Source organism: Methanobacterium congolense (assembly GCF_900095295.1).
GTDB lineage: Archaea > Methanobacteriota > Methanobacteria > Methanobacteriales > Methanobacteriaceae > Methanobacterium_C > Methanobacterium_C congolense.
In genome coordinates, this window is sequence record NZ_LT607756.1 from 1,613,055 (window position 1) to 1,629,548 (window position 16,494).

Below are 16,494 nucleotides of genomic sequence, written 5' to 3' on the forward strand. Positions count from 1 at the left end.
TTGATTCAAAAAATATTCACGAAATGTCCTTAAAAGATTTTGATCAAATATTTATGTGATTGAACCCTTGAGGTGGCCTAAAATGCTCTTCGGCATCAGCCCAATTGATATCATTGGATTTGTAATCTTCTTCATCCTGATACTCATACTCCCTTCCTTTTTGAGGATGCGTGCAATGTCAAGCATCTCCAATTTCACTGTTGAAGTTGAGGGAATGGTTGAAGAATCCAAAAATGTTCTTATCAAGCTCTGCAGTGAAAAGGGAAATCCAAAAGGGGATCCAAAGGCAGCACTGGACAATTTTCTTGAATTTTTTGTCATCCAACCTGCTGAGCTTGATCCAAACGGTATCGTGAGGAAGTTCGAGAAGATACTCGATCTCAGTGAGGACAGGTTCAGTCACATGTCGAAGACACTGGCACCTGAAGCTGATGCTGAATGGACTTCAAACATCGTGATGACCCTTAAGGCAACCCTTGGTATCAATGGAGTTGCCAAGATGGTTCGTCACAATCTGGAACTTGCAAAGAAAACAGGTAACATCCAGATACTCTTGATGCTCCAGATGAGCCTTCCAATGATAATGAGAGTTGTTAAAGCCCAGTATGAAGGAATGCATGCTTTTTCAGAGGGCAAAGCAGTTGGAGATGGGATTGGACCCATTGTTGCAGGAACACTCATGAAGGATGTGGAAAAACCCGATATCCATGAAGTTGGGGAAATGGTTGTTGGTAAAACGCATTTCCAGGGACGTGAACTCATCATAGCACGTGCAAATGGTCCTGGTGCAAGGGTTGGGAAAGTTGGTAAGGTTGTAACTTCCATCATCCATGAAAAGAATATCAAAAGACTTTTAACCATTGACGCTGCAGTTAAACTCGAAGGAGAAAAGACAGGAACTGTTGCAGAGGGAGTAGGTGTTGTTATTGGAGGTCCTGGTGTTGATAAATGGATGATCGAGGAAGAACTCGTTAAATCAGACCTTCAAACTGATGCGGTTATCATCAAGATGAGCCCTGAAGAGGCAATATCCCCCATGACCAAGGAAATCCTTGAATCTTCTAGGAAAGCTGTTTCAGTGGTTGAACATGCCATAATGGAATCTCCTGAGGGTTCAAGTGTTCTGGTTGTAGGTGTTGGTAACAGCTGTGGAGTACCAGTTAAGGTTGAAGACCTGGACAACATTAATATCAAAGAAGATAAAGAAGAAAGTAAAAATAAAAAAGAGGGCAGGAAATGGCCATTTTAAGTGACAGAGACATAAAAAAATGCTTGAAAACAGGTGAAATTCTTATAGAACCGCTGGAAAATCCTGAAAGACAGATACAACCATCTTCAGTTGACCTCAGGATTGGGAATGAATTTAAAGGCTTCAGAATAATAAGGAAGCCATGTATAGATCCAATGGATAAAACAGACATGGATTCATACATGGAATCATTTTACATAAATGATGGTGAGCCATTCATAATTCACCCAGGAGAGTTTGCACTTGCAACCACCTATGAAACTGTTAAACTTCCAGATAACCTTGTTGCAAGGGTTGAGGGACGTTCATCAATGGGAAGATTGGGTATAACAATGCATGTTACAGCAGGATACATAGATCCAGGTTTTCATGGTAGGATAACACTTGAAATATCCAACATAGGTAAGATGCCAGTTGCCCTTTACACAGGCCAGAGGGTCTGTCAGATCGTGTTTGAAACAATGACATCACCTTCAGAAAAGCCATACGGACACCCAGACCGTGACAGTAAATACATGGGGCAAAAACGTCCAGAAACAAGTAAGATCAAGCATGACTACGAGATCGTGAACAGATCCAGGTCCTGAAGAGTTCTTTTAGACTTAACGTGTTCAGACTTGACCTTAAAAATTTTTTTAATTATTTAAAGATTATTCAAGGATTATTCAAATTATTTGGATTCAAACGACTTAAGATATGAAATTAACAAATTTTAAAGTTAATTTTATATTATTTAGAAGAGATTTTAATTAAATTCTAATTAAATTCCAGTTTAAACGAATTAAAATGATTTTAAATAGTTTAAAAATTAAGCATAGCAATTGATGATTGAATAGATTTGAGAGGATTTGATATGACTGATAACGATGTTATGAATATCGCCAAGAAAAGGGGATTTATATGGTCCTCCTTTGAGATATACTCAGGAGTTGCAGGTTTCTTTGATTACGGCCCACTGGGCGCCATACTTAAAAACAACATAATAAATAAGTGGAGAAGTTACTACGTGGTCAGGGAAGGATTTTATGAAATAGAATCCCCAACCATCATGCCAGAAGAAGCCCTGAAAGCATCAGGACATGTTGACCACTTCACAGACCCAATGACCGAATGTAAAGATTGTATGGAAGTTTACAGGGCAGACCACGTCATAGAGGATGCAATAGACAAGGACGTTGAGGGTCTTGAAAACCAGAGGCTCACAGAGATAATCTCAGAAAACCAGATACCATGCCCCAAATGTGGAGGCCACCTCAGCCACGTCTGGAGCTACAACCTCATGTTCCAGACTCTTATCGGCGCTAAGGGGAAAAAAACAGGTTACATGAGGCCTGAAACTGCACAGGGAATTTTCATACCCTTCAAGAGGCTTCTGAGATTTTTCAGAGGAAAACTTCCATTCGGTGTTGTTCAGGTTGGTAAAGCCTACAGAAATGAGATCTCACCTCGTCAGGGAGTTATAAGGCTCAGGGAGTTCACACAGGCTGAAGCTGAAATCTTCGTCAACCCCTCTGATAAGAGGCACCGCAGATTCAATGAGGTTGCAGACCAGGAACTCACCCTTTACTCAGCAAAGAATCAGATGGATGGGGAGGACCCCGTCAAGGTAGCTGCAGGAGAGGCTGTTGAAACGGGTCTTGTGTCCAGTCAGATGCATGCTTACCAGCTGTGCCTTGCTGAAAGGTTCCTATCTGAACTTGGAATTCCAGATGATGTTATGAGGTTCAGGCAGCACCTTCCAACTGAGATGGCCCACTACGCAATTGACTGCTGGGATGTTGAGGTTCACACAGACAGATTCGGCTGGGTTGAAATAATAGGAATAGCTGACAGAACAGATTTCGACCTTAAATCCCACAGCAGGTACAGTAATGAGGATATGAGTGTTTTCATTGAATACGATGAACCCAAAACCATTAAAAAGGTTGTTGCAAAGCCTGATATGAAGAAGTTCGGACCGCTCTTCAAGGGAGATTCCCCCAAGATCAAGGCAGTTCTGGATGAAACAGATGCAACCATCATCAAAAATGCATTTGAAGCTGATGGAACCTTCAAAGTGGAGGTTGAAGGAAAGGAGTATGAGTTAACAGAGGATCTTGTGAGTTTCCAGGAAAAGGATGAAACCATAAGGGGAGAAAAGATAGTTCCACACGTCATAGAACCATCCTTCGGTATAGACCGGATACTTTACTCAGTACTTCTGCACTCATTCACAGAGGATGAAGAAAGGGCTTATCTGAAGCTTCCAGAGGACATCGCACCTGTGAGTGTCAGTGTCTTCCCTCTTGTGAACAAGGATGAACTGGTTGAAACAGCTTACAAAATAAGCGATGATCTGCGCGTGAAGGGCATAATCTCAGAGTACGATGCTTCAGGTACCATTGGAAGAAGGTACGCAAGATCAGACGAGGTTGGTGTTCCATTTGCAGTTACAGTGGATCATGAAACCCTTGAAGACAATAAAGTTACAATCAGAAACAGGGACAGTCTTGAGCAGGTCAGAGTACCACTTGAAGATGTTTACAATGTGTTAAGTGACCTCTTAAACAAGAAGATCAATTTCAAGGATTTAAAATCAAAAGGATGAATTAATGGAATGGAACGTAAAATCCATGAACAATCCTTCCTTATTTATTTTTTTTATTGATGATCAGAAATCATTAATTCATTAAAATCTTAATTAAGCAACAAAAATAATTTGATACAATCTATGAAACTGATACACTCTATGAAATGGTTGAAAAGCGAGTACCCCGTCCAATGCCAATACCCTAAGAACTTTACTTATTCACCAAAGCTTCTAATTCCTCTTTTGGGATTAATTTTGCGATTTTAAGTTTTGTTGGGCATCTTCCAAGCTTTATGTCATGTTTTTTAGCAATTTCCTTAAGATCCTTCATGGTAGCTTTTTTAGCCATCTCATCTACATCCATTTTCTAGACCTCCTAACTCTAATTCAGTGACTGCTTATTAAAAAACTATATTCTCAGGTTTAATTTATGTAAATTTCTAATCATAAATGAGTGGTATGAACTTAAACCTAGAGAAGATCTAAGATGATTTAGATATAATTTAGAGATGTTAATTAAAGTCCAATCTTGAAAAGTTCAGCTTTGCCCTTGTAGTAATCAAAGAGATCGTTTCCCCATTGAATAGCTTTTGGATCATCACTAACAAGGTCCCTTGAAAGATCATATTCTCCATTGGTCGAAAAGAGACCCAAAGATAGGGTGGTATCCGTTACTGTAAATGCAACATTGACCTCTTCTTCCTTTATCTTCCATATTTTAAGTTTGTTCTGTAAAAAGAGTTTTCCAAGCTTTATAAGGGTCCCTGCATCAATACTTCTCATGGTTTTGCTCATTATCTTATTCGTAAGTATCAATTCCACGTAAACATCATTTTCAAGTAGAGTCTTAAATTCCTCTATAAATTCTGGCTTGAAAATTGGAGATACACCCTTTATTACCTCTGATTTATGAAGGAGTTCTTTAAAATTTTCAAATGTTTTTAATATGTCTGTGAGTTCAGATTCCACAAGGCATGAACGCTCCAGTTCCCCAAGCCTCAATAGAAATTCAGGCGGAATTGAAGTTATATCATGTTTTAACCAGAATTTTTCATTTTTTTTTACAACAGAAAGAGTTTTTATGAGTTCAGCAAGTTTAGTGCATATGATAATCCCCTTCTCTGAAAGGGAGTACACATCACCATTTTTAAATACGAAGTTCCGTTCTTCAAGGTCATTCAGAACATGCTTAATTGCAGAGGAATCTAAATCAAGACCTTTCTTTAAATCATTTAATTTACAATCTCCCTCGTTTAAACTTAACATGATCTTTGTACGAACAACTGACATCGATAAAAACTTAAGATCATCTTTTACATCATCATAAATATCCAAAACATTGTTTAAAGTCATATTGAACCTTCCATTTTGATAATTCAAAATATTGTGAAAACTATTTAACCTAATCAAGGGGTACAAAAGCACACATTTTCAGTTCTATCATAAATCCGTCAAATCAAACACTTCACATGATATATTTTGTATATATATTTAAGGTCTTTATAAAAAAAGTTTTGTGTAATTCATATGCGCAAACCTTAACCGAATTTCATGTGGGTTTGAAAAGTCTTAAAAATTATCATCAGGCTTTATCTACTGGTTATTTAACCCCACAATTTATATTTAAGTCCCAACTTAAGTTCAAATATGAAAAAAGATACATCTAAAATTGAAGGTTACACATTCCAATGAAGGTGATTTTATGATAGATGCACATGTACATGCTGACACAAGGCCCTATGAGGATTTTGAAAAAATGGCAGTGGCAGGGGTTGAAAAAGCAGTGAGCTGCGCCCATGACCCCCTCAGAATGAGTACTTCAGATGTTGTTCTGGATCATATAAACCGCATAATGGAAAATGATACCAAAAGAGCTGCTGAAAATGGTTTGAAACTCTACGCTGCAGTTGGAATACATCCCCGAAGCATTTCAAAGGACTGGGAAAGGGTACTCCACGAACTTCCCGCCCTTCTTGAAAAGGAAGATGTTGTGGCAGTTGGGGAAATAGGTCTTGAAACCACATCAGATATTGAAAAGGAAGTTTTTAAAAAGCAGTTAAAACTTGCAGACGAGTTGAACATGAAAGTCGTTGTCCACACCCCCAGAAAAAACAAATCTGAGGTGGCAAAGGTTACAGCATCCATACTTGAAGATATGATAGAGCCCTCACTTGTACAGCTGGACCATATTGACAGTTCCATAGTGGATATGACAGTTGAACATGATTGGAACCTTGGAATGACTGTTCAACCATTGAAGGTCAGTCCGGATGAAGCTGTTTCCATGCTCAGGGAGTACGGAGTTGATAGGTTTGTACTGGACAGTGACATGAGTTCATCACCATCTGATCCTCTATCTGTCCCTAAAACTGTGCATAAAATGAAACTTGCAGGTTTTACGGCTAAAGAGATTCATAGGGTTTCCCATTCAAATGCAGCAAAGTTTTATGGAATTTGAAAGTTCAGGTCAATGAAATCCATGAGAGGTTCAATACTTGGGGGGTTTAATTCGGGATTATTCAACCTCCAAATCTCTGGACACACTGTGATGCAATTTGGTTACCCTTTTTAAGGCATTCCTCAAGGCCCTGGTTTTTGATCCATGAGGATATGAATCCTGCAGCAAAGGCATCACCAGCCCCGGTTGTATCAACAGCTCCAACTTTCTTCGTTGGAACTTTTATGGAACCTTCCTCTGTATAAGCAGCTGCCCCATCTTTTCCACCGGTTAATATGACAAGTGGTACTCCTTCATCAAGTAAGAATTGTGCACCTTCATCTCGGTCATTTCCAGTTAAAAGTTCAAGCTCTTTTCTGTTTAAAAATAGTACATCTGATTTTTTTATAACCTTCTTCAGGATATTCCAACCGTAGTATGAAAGCAATGTTCCCGGGTTCAATGAAAGAGTATTTGCATGGTTTGATGCTTCCTCTAGGACTTCCACGTAGACACCTGTGATATGGAGGATCCTTGAGGATTCAATGTAACTTACATCCTCTGGATGTACACTGAACTGTGCATTTGCACCCATAAAGGTGTAAATGGATCTTTCGCCCCTAGGATCAACTGCTATAAACCCCATTCCCGTCTTTTCATCCAGCGATAAGAGCCTTTCTGTATCCACACCTTCCATCTGGAAGTTCTGAGTTATCAAACTGCCGAAGTGGTCGTTTCCCACACAAGCCAGGATCCCTGTTTTTAAGCCCAACCTGGACGTTTCACGTGCGAAGTTGGCTGCTGAACCTCCAGGTGACTCTAAGAGCAATTGAACATCTGCTTCATCCTCAGCACCAATGAACCTTGGAACCTTCATTATAAAATCCATGTTACAGGTTCCAAGTGCAGCCACGTCCCTTTTAAAATCCTTCAAGAAATTCCACTTCCTACCACACGTGTTGTTGATACTATGAAGTTTCTAGGTAAAGTTTTTTTTAAAGGTGCAACCAAAAAAATAAAAAATTGAATGAAAATTTGAACTTTTATTCCTTTGATTAAAACGAAATTAAAATAATTTATAAAACAAATTAAATTCATTGAATGAACGAATTGAACCTTAAATGAATTGGACCTTAAAAATAAACAATGTGCATTGAACTGTGTTCTTTTTGAACTGTTTTTAAATAAAAAAAATGAAATGAAGTTTTACTGTTTCATATCCCAACGAACTTCTTCAGCTTCCTTAGGATACCCTCTTTATCAGGTTCTATAGGCCTGTAAGGTTTTCCCAACATATCTGCTGCAAGCTGCATCACTGCATTACTTGTTGGGGATGAGGGGTTCAATTCCACGATTGATCGTCCCATTGCCATTGCCCTCTCCATCTCCCTGTCATAGGGCACTATTCCAAGCAGTGGAACCTCGAGTATGGATTCTATCTCAGTTGGGGATAGAAGGAACTTATCATCGTACCACATGTTCAGTACGAATCCAACTATGTCTATGTTGAGCTCGTTGAAGAGAATTCTTATTTTAAGGGCATCTGCAACAGATGCCATGGTTGAATTTGTAACCAGTATGAGTTCTGTTTCTTCTGGAAGACCCTCAAAAATATTTGAATTAATTCCCGCAGGCAGATCCATCAGGAAAACATTACCATAATCCGATACCTCATTCATTATTTTGTTCCAGGAGATATAATTAGGATTTATATGTTTAAGGGTTTCAAAATGTATTCCTGTGGGAACCACACGAACTCCCTGATTAATCTCATAAACACAATCGTCTATGGATTTTTCACGGATTAAAACATCATGTAATGTGACCTCAGGGTTTAAAAGCCCAGTTATAACATCCATGTTTGCCATTACAAGATCCGTGTCAAGCATGACCACTTCTTCTCCAAAAAGGGACATTGCAACGCCCATGTTGAATGTTAGGGCTGTTCTTCCAACACCACCTTTACCTGAAGCAAATGCTATAAATCTTGACATGTTTTACCAATTTTCAATGATACTACAATTTTTTCCATTAAATGGGATATTGATCACTGCATAATCCCCGATTATATCCTTATCTTCTGCCTAAAAGGCCTTCAACAAGTTTGGATATAACACCCTTTTTATCAGGCTCAATTGGCTGATAATCTTCGCCAATGAGATCTGCACCAAGCTGCATGATGGCGTTACTCGTAGGTGATTTGGGGTTTTTCACGATTATTGGTTCACCAAATGCTGCTGCCCTGCTAACCTCAGGGTCATCAGGTATTACTGCAATTACTGGTACTTCCAGTATGGTTTCAATTTCATCCATGGTAAGGAAGGTTTTATCATGCTGTTCCCTGTTTATAACCACTCCAATGATGTCAACACCAAGTTTGTTTGCGATTATTTTAGTCTTCAATGCATCACTTATGGATGGGACCTCCGGTGTTGTGACAAGTAGTAATTCCTGTGCAGATGCTATTGCAGCCAGAGCATCCTTTTCAAGTCCTGCAGGTGCATCTATAAGTAATATGTCCGCAGTTTCCACAAGTGTTTCCAGAGCATTCTCCAAACGGTCAAGTTTAATTTTTCTTAATCCTTCAAGTGATATTCCTGCAGGAACAACCTTAACTCCTCCAGGACCCTCATATATGGCATCCTCTATATCTGCATCTCCAGAAAGTACATCGTGCAGGGTTACAGATTTACCCTCCATTCCAAGAATAAGTTCCAGGTTTGCCATTGCAACATCAGCATCCAATACTATGGTTTCTTCACCATAGGTGGACAGGGCAACCCCTAAGTTACCTGTTATGGTTGTTTTTCCAACCCCACCCTTTCCAGAAGCAACTGTTATAACTCGTGTCATCTGATACCTCCTAATTCATCTCTACATTTACATCAAATTCATCTACAATTTCAGGGTACTTTCTAAAGCTTTTTCTTATCTCTATCTGGGATATATTGATGATCTGCCTTTTTAAGTTATCGGCATCTTTAGAGTCTCCCCGTAGCTTTGATAGAAATCCCTGAGATTCTGATTCAATAATTATATTTACATGTCCAGAGAGTCCATTGGTGTTATCCAAAAATACCATGACCTCTGCACCCCTTATTTTAGGTAAACCAAGTACAGATTTCTTGATTTTATTCATAAGAGTTAATTCTATCTTTTCAACATCACCCTCATCCACAGAACCCCCCTTATAAGTATCTAAAAGATTTTCAACATCTTCTTCCTTGACCTCTTTGATACCGTACTTCTTGAGAAGATCCAATCTATCCAATGGAACTTCAGGTTCTGATACTTCTTCAGATTGTGAGGCAGTTTCGGATACCTCAGTTTCAGGTTCTAACTCATCCACATCATCTTCTATTGTTTTAGTATCAAGTGAGTTAGTATTTGAGGCATCTGAAGTGCTTGGTTCTGAATCTGCAGTACCATCTGGCGTGGCTGAAGTTTCTTCTGGAACACTTTCAACTTCGCTTACACTTGTGTCAGTCACAGATATCTCATTTGTATCTGGGGATTTATCTGGGGATTCAGTATTTGGAAACTGGATTTCAGGTTCTTCAATTGTTTCAACTGCTTCAGTTTTGAGCTCATCTAACTCTGGGGGTTCATCTAATTTAAGTGCAGTTGTTTCCTTGTTTTCTTCCACTTCTTTGTAACCCCTTGAAGTCTGGAGTTCAGATAGTAGATCATCTGTTTCAGATTTTAAATTGATTATGTAATGTTTGTTTAGATCTAAAAGGAAATCTATCTGGGATTTTTTAATATCAAAAACTTCAACCAATGTTCTATCATTTTCAGTTACACTACGAATTTTTTCAAGGGCATCTAACTTTGAATAAGTATCATATGATGCTGCAATTTGTTCTCCTTCCTTAAAAAGTAGGTAACCATCTTCAGAACCGTGAGTCACCCTTATAAATCCATTGTGCTTGTTTTTAGATAGTTCACCAACAAGTTGGTTAAAATCAATTTGATCTGCATAAGAGACCATGGAAGGTTTTGTTATTGGCAGCTCCATTTTTTATCCCTCTATCCTTAGTGTAACTCATTTAAGAACATGCTAATTATGAAAAAATTGAATTGAGTTCATATTTTTAGCATGCATTTAACCCTATAATAAATAATGCTATAAAACCTGTATAAAAATTTAATGGCATTACAGAACTTTTAGGATCATGTGCTTGGTCTTCTAAATTTTTAATAAATTAATTCACCTGTTTTCTGTTAAAAGATAAGGCTTAATTTGATTAGTAGTCCAAAATGTTTATTTTACAAACCCTTAAGTACCAATTCATCATTTCCTTATTAATTTGATTTCAGGAGGAGTGATTATGAGTATGTTACTATTTTTACTCAGTAATATGGCTTCCCCACCCGTGTTAATACGGAATGCCTTTAATTTTTCCCCTGCAATTTTGAAATCTTCAAGACTTTCCCTTTCAAGGAGACTCATGTCCATGATGATGGGATTTTTCTCTTCTGCAATCTGGTTAAGGGCGAAATCAAACTCATCAAGGTTTTTGGCCTTCATAAGAATTATTTCATAGAAAGAATGTTCTGGAACTATTATGGTTTCCTGTTCTTCCTTTTCTTCGTCTTCTTCTAAACCAATGTTCTTCTTTATGATATCCAACATGTCCTTCATTTCTTAAATTCCCCTATATGATCAATAATTACCTTAAGTAATCTTGATGCACCACCATTGACTCCTCTGGCTATATCAACAGCAGGCAGGCCATATTCATTCTCATACTCTGCGAGATCACATGGTTCGTCCACGTTTCTCAGGTTCAATGAAAGTCCAACAACCTTCGTTGGTTCAACAGCTTCTATTGCCTTTACCTCATACTCTATTCCAACTGGTTCCCTGTATGGATGATTTGGTCTGTGACAGACAATCGTTGCATCTGGCATTGCTCCAAAAAGTATTGCAGCTGAAAGACCCTTTGGATGAGGGTTTCCTCTTTCTGTTAAACTTGACTGGCCTTCAACAAATATTATATCTGGATCTTTATTCTCTTCCATGTACTTTACGGTTCCCATGACTGCAGATGCAACATCCATCACTGAAAGGCTTCCTGCACGGAAGTTCACATCTGCAGGTTTTTCAAGACCCATCTCATCTGTCGAAATTACAACAGCATTCAAACCCATCTCTTTAGCTGCTTTACCAAGCATACGTGTGGTGGTTCTTTTACCACATTCCTGTGAAGTTCCACCAACGAAAACAACAGGTACCTTGTGTTTGTAGGTTATTTTAGGAAGGGTTTCTGTACATTTTGGAGGTGCAACCCCAAATATGTTCTTTACAACATCCAAACGAGGACTTATCTCCTTGAGAGCAACACCCCTGGATTCTGCAAATTTTATTAGGGACTCGTTCTGTGAAATTGGTAATGATCTAAAGGATGCAACAACGTTTTTGCCGTTATCAATGGCTTCAACTGCATATTTGAGTGCTGTTCCCTCAGCACCAATTGGAAGCATTATTGCAACACTTTTAGCATCTGTTTCCTGAATGAGTTGTTTAAGATCCCCTGATACTGTGAGATTACAGAAGTCTTTGCCCTGTTTTCTGGTGTCGTCGTCAATAAAACCCACAGTTTCTACACCTTCAAAATTAGAAAATTTTTCTCCACCACCTCCACAGCCTATGATTATGAATGGGTTGAGTTCCTGTAGTTCCTCTACCGAAGTTATAAAATACAAAAAAATCACTCCTTATTACATGTATTAACTTTATTCATTTGATGAATTAGGTGAAATTTTAACATTACCTATTTATCTAATAAATGTTAAACCAAGATATATACTTTGGGTAGCATACTAAATTCTATTGTGGAGGCATAGTATGATAGAGAGAATACTTAAGGATCTAGGCCGAATAAATGGAGTAAACGGATCTTTAGTCGTTGGAAAAGATGGATTGATCATAGAAAGCGAAGTAGCATCAGACATAGACTCAGAACTTGTAGCAGCAATGGCTTCAGCAGTTTTTGGTACCGCTGAAAGGTCAGCCGAAGAAATGAAGCATGACCCATTGCAGCAGGTTATGATCGAAGGTGAAAAGGGTAAAACCTTGATGATAGATGCAGGCGAAGGAATTTTAGTTGTGATAACTGATATTGATATAAACCTTGGTCTCATCAGGATTGAGATGAGGAGAAGTGCTGAACGCGTAATTGAGTTTTTAACATAAATTGAGACATTTCCCAAAATCTCTTAGCCAGTGGGGAGGATGAAATTGAGAAAGCCTTACGTTATTCTTATAGGAAGTGCTTCAGGAATTGGAAAATCAACCATAGCATCAGAATTGGCCAAAGAATTAGGCATAAAACATCTGATTGAAACTGACTTCATAAGGGAGATAGTAAGGGGAGTAATAGGTCCTGAATATGCACCTGCACTCCATAAATCCTCCTTCGATGCATACGTAACTTTAAAAGACAGGAAAAGATATGAGGGAAATACGAATGGCCTTATAGGGGCAGGTTTTGAAGAACATGCCTCATTCGTTATACCTGCAATTGAAAAGGTCATCAAAAGAGCTGTGGATGATTACGATGACGTTGTTATTGAGGGAGTACACCTTGTTCCAGGCCTCATTGATATCGATAAATTCAAGGATGATGCATCCATTCACTTTTTTGTATTAACTGCCAACGAGGATATTCACAAGGAGCGATTCGTTAAGAGGGCCATGAAAATAAAGAGGGGCGGTAAGCACCTTGAATATTTCAAAGAGAATCGTGTCATAAATGATTATCTGGTTGAAAGAGCTCTTGAATATGGGATACCTGTGATAAACAATGAAAAAATTGATTGTACTCTTAAAAGGATGCTGACTTTGATAAGGGAGATCTGCAGGGTCATGCTTTTCAAACACACAGTTGACCAGCTTGAAGAGGAAACTGACATCATACTGGATAAGTACGGTGGAAGGATAGTTGATGTATCCTACTTCTTACCGGGATTTGGAGAACCCCTCAAGAGGAAGGTTAATGTCTACGATCCAGTGGAAGCAAAACGATTCATAACCCAATTAAATAAAAATCCAAAACGAAAAAAGGATTTAGAGGGCCTTTACAACCTTTCAGATAATGTTCACAGCCACAAGATCTGTGCACCAAATGAGGAAAGCCTCAATGAAATGGTAAAGGACCTTGAAGCAAGTGGATTCATTTTCCAAAGGGAAGATGAAAAAAATAGATAATTAATTACACAGTTAAAGCTTATATTATTATATTATCCTAATTTAGAGTTACTTACTATATTTAAAGGTTTATTAATCTAGTTTAATAATTTTCAGGAGAGAAGTAAATTTGAATGATATGATGGCAGACTGTCCAGTTTGTAAAGCCAAAGGAACCCTTAAAGTCACCAGTAAAACCGAACAAATACCCTACTTCGGGGAGATACTGGAATCAACAGTACAGTGCAGTCAGTGCGGATACAAACATTCTGACACCATCTGCCTTGACCAAAAGGAACCTGTCAGATACACCCTGGAAGTTCACAAGGAGATGTTGAACGCAAGGATCGTTAAATCACCATCTGCAACTGTGACCATTCCAGAACTGGGACTTAAAGTCGAACCAGGACCTAAATCCCAGGGTTACGTTTCAAACGTTGAGGGAGTACTCAACAGGTTTGAAGAAGCCGTTGTAAGGGCATTGAAAATGACCGATGATGAAACAATCCGAGAAAATGCTTTAAAAATACTTGAAGAAATTGTACAGGTTAAAACTGGTGAAAGATCAGCCACGATTGTCCTTGAAGACCCCTTTGGTCACAGCATGATCGACCATGAAAATGCTGAACATAGAAAATTGACTGAAGATGAAATAAAAAATCTTAGAACTGGTTTTGCAACCATTGAAAAATGATGAGCGGGAAAACCATTCTTAAATGAATGATCAGAAATGATCATCTTTAAAGAATCTTTACAGAAACTTAAACTCAAGAATTCTAAATTTTAAATCTCAAATTTTTTTTAATCTTAAAATCTTAAATTTTTATTTTAATATTTCATTTTAAAATAATCCACTAGATAAGACTCTAAACAAAATTATAGATTAATTGACAGCATATTAAATATTATTAAACATTAAAATTAAATATTAAACCTTTTAAATGTTAAATCTCATTTTTAATTCTTGATCCGTCTAAAACCTTCCTAAAATCAAAGATGGACGATATACCACCGAAATCAACATAAAAAAAATAGTTTCTTAAGTTTCTTAAAAATTTAAGTTTCTTAATAATTAGTATTTAAAAAATAGAAACAGTAACAGGAAAGTTTATGTTATTCCCCTTGAACTATCCTGTTTAAAGACAACCTAAACAGTTACTGGAAGAAATCGTCTTTATCTTCATCAACATCTTTTAATTTAAGTGTCTTCTTAATATCCATACTTAAAGCATCACAGTCTGCTTTTATTGCATCCATGTGTTTTAATAACCTTATCTTCTCTTCATTTATCCTCTTTATGTTCTTGTAGGGATATATGGATTCTTTAAGCATTTCATATTCTATGGTTGTGTAAGGGTACTCGTTGAGCTGTTCACACACGTTTTCAAGGACCTCTCCAAGGAACTTGTTCATCTCAACCTTAACTCGTTCCCTTATCATTTTATCACTGTCGAGGTTCTGCTTCATCAGCCTGACAACTTCTGCCTTTGCAAATGGAAGACCTTCAGAATCTTCTTCACTTGCTTCTCCTTCTTCAGGCGATTCTCCTTCTTCAGGCGATTCTCCTTCTTCGAGTGTTTCTCCCTCTATTTCTTCAGATGATTCTTGGGATTCTTCTGATTCTCCGGAATTTTCCACTTCTTCTTCGTTTAAATCTTCTTCAAAATTTTCATTAAGTTCTTCTTCGTTAAATTCTTCGATCATTAAATCCCTCCATAATAAGATTTATTTCGATTCTCTCACTTACTATCTATGAAGAGATCTATATAAATTTAATGCATTAAATTGAAGACTACTGTGATAATTTTTATAAGTTAAGCCAAATTCATTGAAATTATTGATGCTAACACTAAAAATATAAAAATAGTATAAAGGGAGTTTTTTTAGGCGGATGAATCTTGCGTGCGAATCAACCGGGTATCACAAAACCTCAAGACTCAAGTCCAGAGCCTTTGCAGAATGGGTTATGTAACCTGTGGATATAACATCAACGCCTTTTTCTGCATATTCCAAGATATTGCCTGGATTGATCCCACCAGAAACTTCAATTAGAACCTTTTCCCTTAAACCTGCATTTTCAAGTTCTTCAAGCACGTTTTGAACCTCTTCCGGGCTCATGTTATCAAACATCACAATATCTGCACCTGAAGCTGCAGCTTCCAGTGCATCAGCACTGCTCTCAACCTCGATCTCTATCTTTTTGGTGAAGCTCACATAGTTTTTGGCCCTTTCCACAGCCCCCTTAACACTGCCCACAACTGCAATATGGTTGTCCTTAATAAGAACAGCATCATCAAGTCTGTACCTGTGAGTGTCACCCCCACCAGCCCTTACAGCATCTTTTTCAAAGAATTGGAGGCCGGGAGTGGTTTTACGTGTTCCTGCAAGGATAACATTCTTGTTAACACCTTTGACATCCTTAACCAGCTTGGAGGTTAGTGATGCTATGCCGCTCATCCTCATGAGCAGGTTCAAAGCTGTCCTTTCAACTGTGATAATGGACCTTGCATCACCCTGAAGTGTCATTACAACGTCCCCAGCAGACACATGATCACCATCGTACCGTTTAATTGATGTTTTTATCAAAAATTCCTTGAATATGTTGTCTGCGAGTTCAACACCTGCAATTACCCCATCTTCCTTGCATATTATCTCGGCTTCAATCTCAAGATCTGGAGGTATCAACGCTTTGGTTGTTATATCCTCAAATCCCACATCATCATAGAGAATTCTGGTTATATCAGGCTTCATAGTCTCACTTTTAATAGAATATCCTTACATAAACAGGCAGTTTAAGAAATTCAACTCTGAATTCAAGAGACTCCTATCTTGAACTGCCTTATTTTCACGATTTAATTTTAATGAGTAGTTTTATAGAATTATATAAAATAAGAGATATAAATGTTAATACAAAAGTATCAAGCCATTAGTATGGTCTGTGTTGAATACAAAACACAAAAACATGTTCCGATCATACACCTAAATGGTAGTTACATACCAAAGATGTAGTTACATATTATATTACAAATGAATTATTTATAATACGC

17 protein-coding genes are annotated in these 16,494 nt (G+C 37.9%); 7 read left to right on the forward strand and 10 right to left on the reverse strand.

The features are described 5' to 3' along the window. The first annotated feature begins 82 nt into the window (after positions 1-82). The 3 genes from MCBB_RS07650 to glyS all read left to right on the forward strand — a co-directional run bounded on the left by MCBB_RS07650 (position 83) and on the right by glyS (position 3,836). Positions 83-1,249, forward strand: coding sequence for a DUF1512 family protein (locus MCBB_RS07650; protein ID WP_071907203.1), 1,167 nt, complete (start codon positions 83-85; stop codon positions 1,247-1,249). Continuing rightward, positions 1,237-1,836: a dCTP deaminase gene (dcd, locus tag MCBB_RS07655; protein WP_071907204.1), complete on the forward strand. Its 600-nt coding sequence runs from the start codon at positions 1,237-1,239 to the stop codon at positions 1,834-1,836. Before MCBB_RS07650 ends, dcd begins: the two co-directional genes overlap by 13 nt. A 266-nt stretch (positions 1,837-2,102) precedes the next feature. After that, entirely contained in the window at positions 2,103-3,836 is a 1,734-nt protein-coding gene (glyS, locus tag MCBB_RS07660) for a glycine--tRNA ligase (protein WP_071907205.1), read from the forward strand. Positions 3,837-4,029: 193 nt separating this feature from the next. Here the strand turns inward: glyS and MCBB_RS12125 are convergent, their stop codons facing one another. After that, positions 4,030-4,182, reverse strand: a complete 153-nt coding sequence (locus tag MCBB_RS12125) for a hypothetical protein (protein ID WP_171899112.1) — start codon at positions 4,180-4,182, stop codon at positions 4,030-4,032. 152 nt (positions 4,183-4,334) lie between these two features. Further along, on the reverse strand, positions 4,335-5,171 hold the full coding sequence (locus MCBB_RS07665; RefSeq protein WP_084789905.1) for a helix-turn-helix transcriptional regulator: 837 nt from the start codon (positions 5,169-5,171) through the stop codon (positions 4,335-4,337). A 349-nt stretch (positions 5,172-5,520) separates the two neighbouring features. On the opposite strand from MCBB_RS07665, the gene MCBB_RS07670 reads away from it, so the two are divergent. Beyond that, entirely contained in the window at positions 5,521-6,276 is a 756-nt protein-coding gene (locus tag MCBB_RS07670) for a TatD family hydrolase (RefSeq protein WP_071907206.1), read from the forward strand. Between the two features lie 61 nt (positions 6,277-6,337). Here the strand turns inward: MCBB_RS07670 and MCBB_RS07675 are convergent, their stop codons facing one another. From MCBB_RS07675 to MCBB_RS07700, 6 genes are all read right to left on the reverse strand, one after another. After that, positions 6,338-7,189, reverse strand: coding sequence for a carbohydrate kinase family protein (locus tag MCBB_RS07675; protein ID WP_071907207.1), 852 nt, complete (start codon positions 7,187-7,189; stop codon positions 6,338-6,340). A 280-nt stretch (positions 7,190-7,469) separates the two neighbouring features. Then, positions 7,470-8,249 (reverse strand): cell division ATPase MinD, encoded by a 780-nt coding sequence (gene minD, locus MCBB_RS07680; RefSeq protein WP_071907208.1) that lies wholly within the window; start codon positions 8,247-8,249, stop codon positions 7,470-7,472. A 79-nt stretch (positions 8,250-8,328) separates the two neighbouring features. After that, complete coding sequence (minD, locus tag MCBB_RS07685; RefSeq protein ID WP_071907209.1) at positions 8,329-9,108, reverse strand: cell division ATPase MinD; 780 nt, start codon at positions 9,106-9,108, stop codon at positions 8,329-8,331. 10 nt (positions 9,109-9,118) lie between these two features. After that, positions 9,119-10,273 (reverse strand): DUF2226 domain-containing protein, encoded by a 1,155-nt coding sequence (locus MCBB_RS07690; protein ID WP_071907210.1) that lies wholly within the window; start codon positions 10,271-10,273, stop codon positions 9,119-9,121. 276 nt (positions 10,274-10,549) lie between these two features. Further along, on the reverse strand, positions 10,550-10,900 hold the full coding sequence (locus tag MCBB_RS07695; protein WP_071907211.1) for a cell division protein SepF: 351 nt from the start codon (positions 10,898-10,900) through the stop codon (positions 10,550-10,552). Then, entirely contained in the window at positions 10,897-11,964 is a 1,068-nt protein-coding gene (locus MCBB_RS07700; protein WP_071907212.1) for a DUF1611 domain-containing protein, read from the reverse strand. Before MCBB_RS07700 ends, MCBB_RS07695 begins: the two co-directional genes overlap by 4 nt. 142 nt (positions 11,965-12,106) lie before the next feature. On the opposite strand from MCBB_RS07700, the gene MCBB_RS07705 reads away from it, so the two are divergent. The 3 genes from MCBB_RS07705 to MCBB_RS07715 all read left to right on the forward strand — a co-directional run bounded on the left by MCBB_RS07705 (position 12,107) and on the right by MCBB_RS07715 (position 14,141). Continuing rightward, positions 12,107-12,454, forward strand: a complete 348-nt coding sequence (locus MCBB_RS07705) for a roadblock/LC7 domain-containing protein (protein ID WP_071907213.1) — start codon at positions 12,107-12,109, stop codon at positions 12,452-12,454. Positions 12,455-12,499: 45 nt separating this feature from the next. Beyond that, the gene (locus MCBB_RS07710) at positions 12,500-13,468 is read left to right on the forward strand and encodes a 3H domain-containing protein (protein ID WP_071907214.1); all 969 of its coding nucleotides are present in this window, start codon (positions 12,500-12,502) and stop codon (positions 13,466-13,468) included. A gap of 118 nt (positions 13,469-13,586) precedes the next feature. Beyond that, the gene (locus MCBB_RS07715) at positions 13,587-14,141 is read left to right on the forward strand and encodes a ZPR1 zinc finger domain-containing protein (RefSeq protein ID WP_071908042.1); all 555 of its coding nucleotides are present in this window, start codon (positions 13,587-13,589) and stop codon (positions 14,139-14,141) included. Positions 14,142-14,602: 461 nt separating this feature from the next. Here the strand turns inward: MCBB_RS07715 and MCBB_RS07720 are convergent, their stop codons facing one another. Further along, positions 14,603-15,151 (reverse strand): hypothetical protein, encoded by a 549-nt coding sequence (locus tag MCBB_RS07720; protein WP_071907215.1) that lies wholly within the window; start codon positions 15,149-15,151, stop codon positions 14,603-14,605. Positions 15,152-15,367: 216 nt separating this feature from the next. Continuing rightward, complete coding sequence (gene nadC / locus MCBB_RS07725; protein ID WP_071907216.1) at positions 15,368-16,198, reverse strand: carboxylating nicotinate-nucleotide diphosphorylase; 831 nt, start codon at positions 16,196-16,198, stop codon at positions 15,368-15,370. Positions 16,199-16,494: the final 296 nt, after the last annotated feature.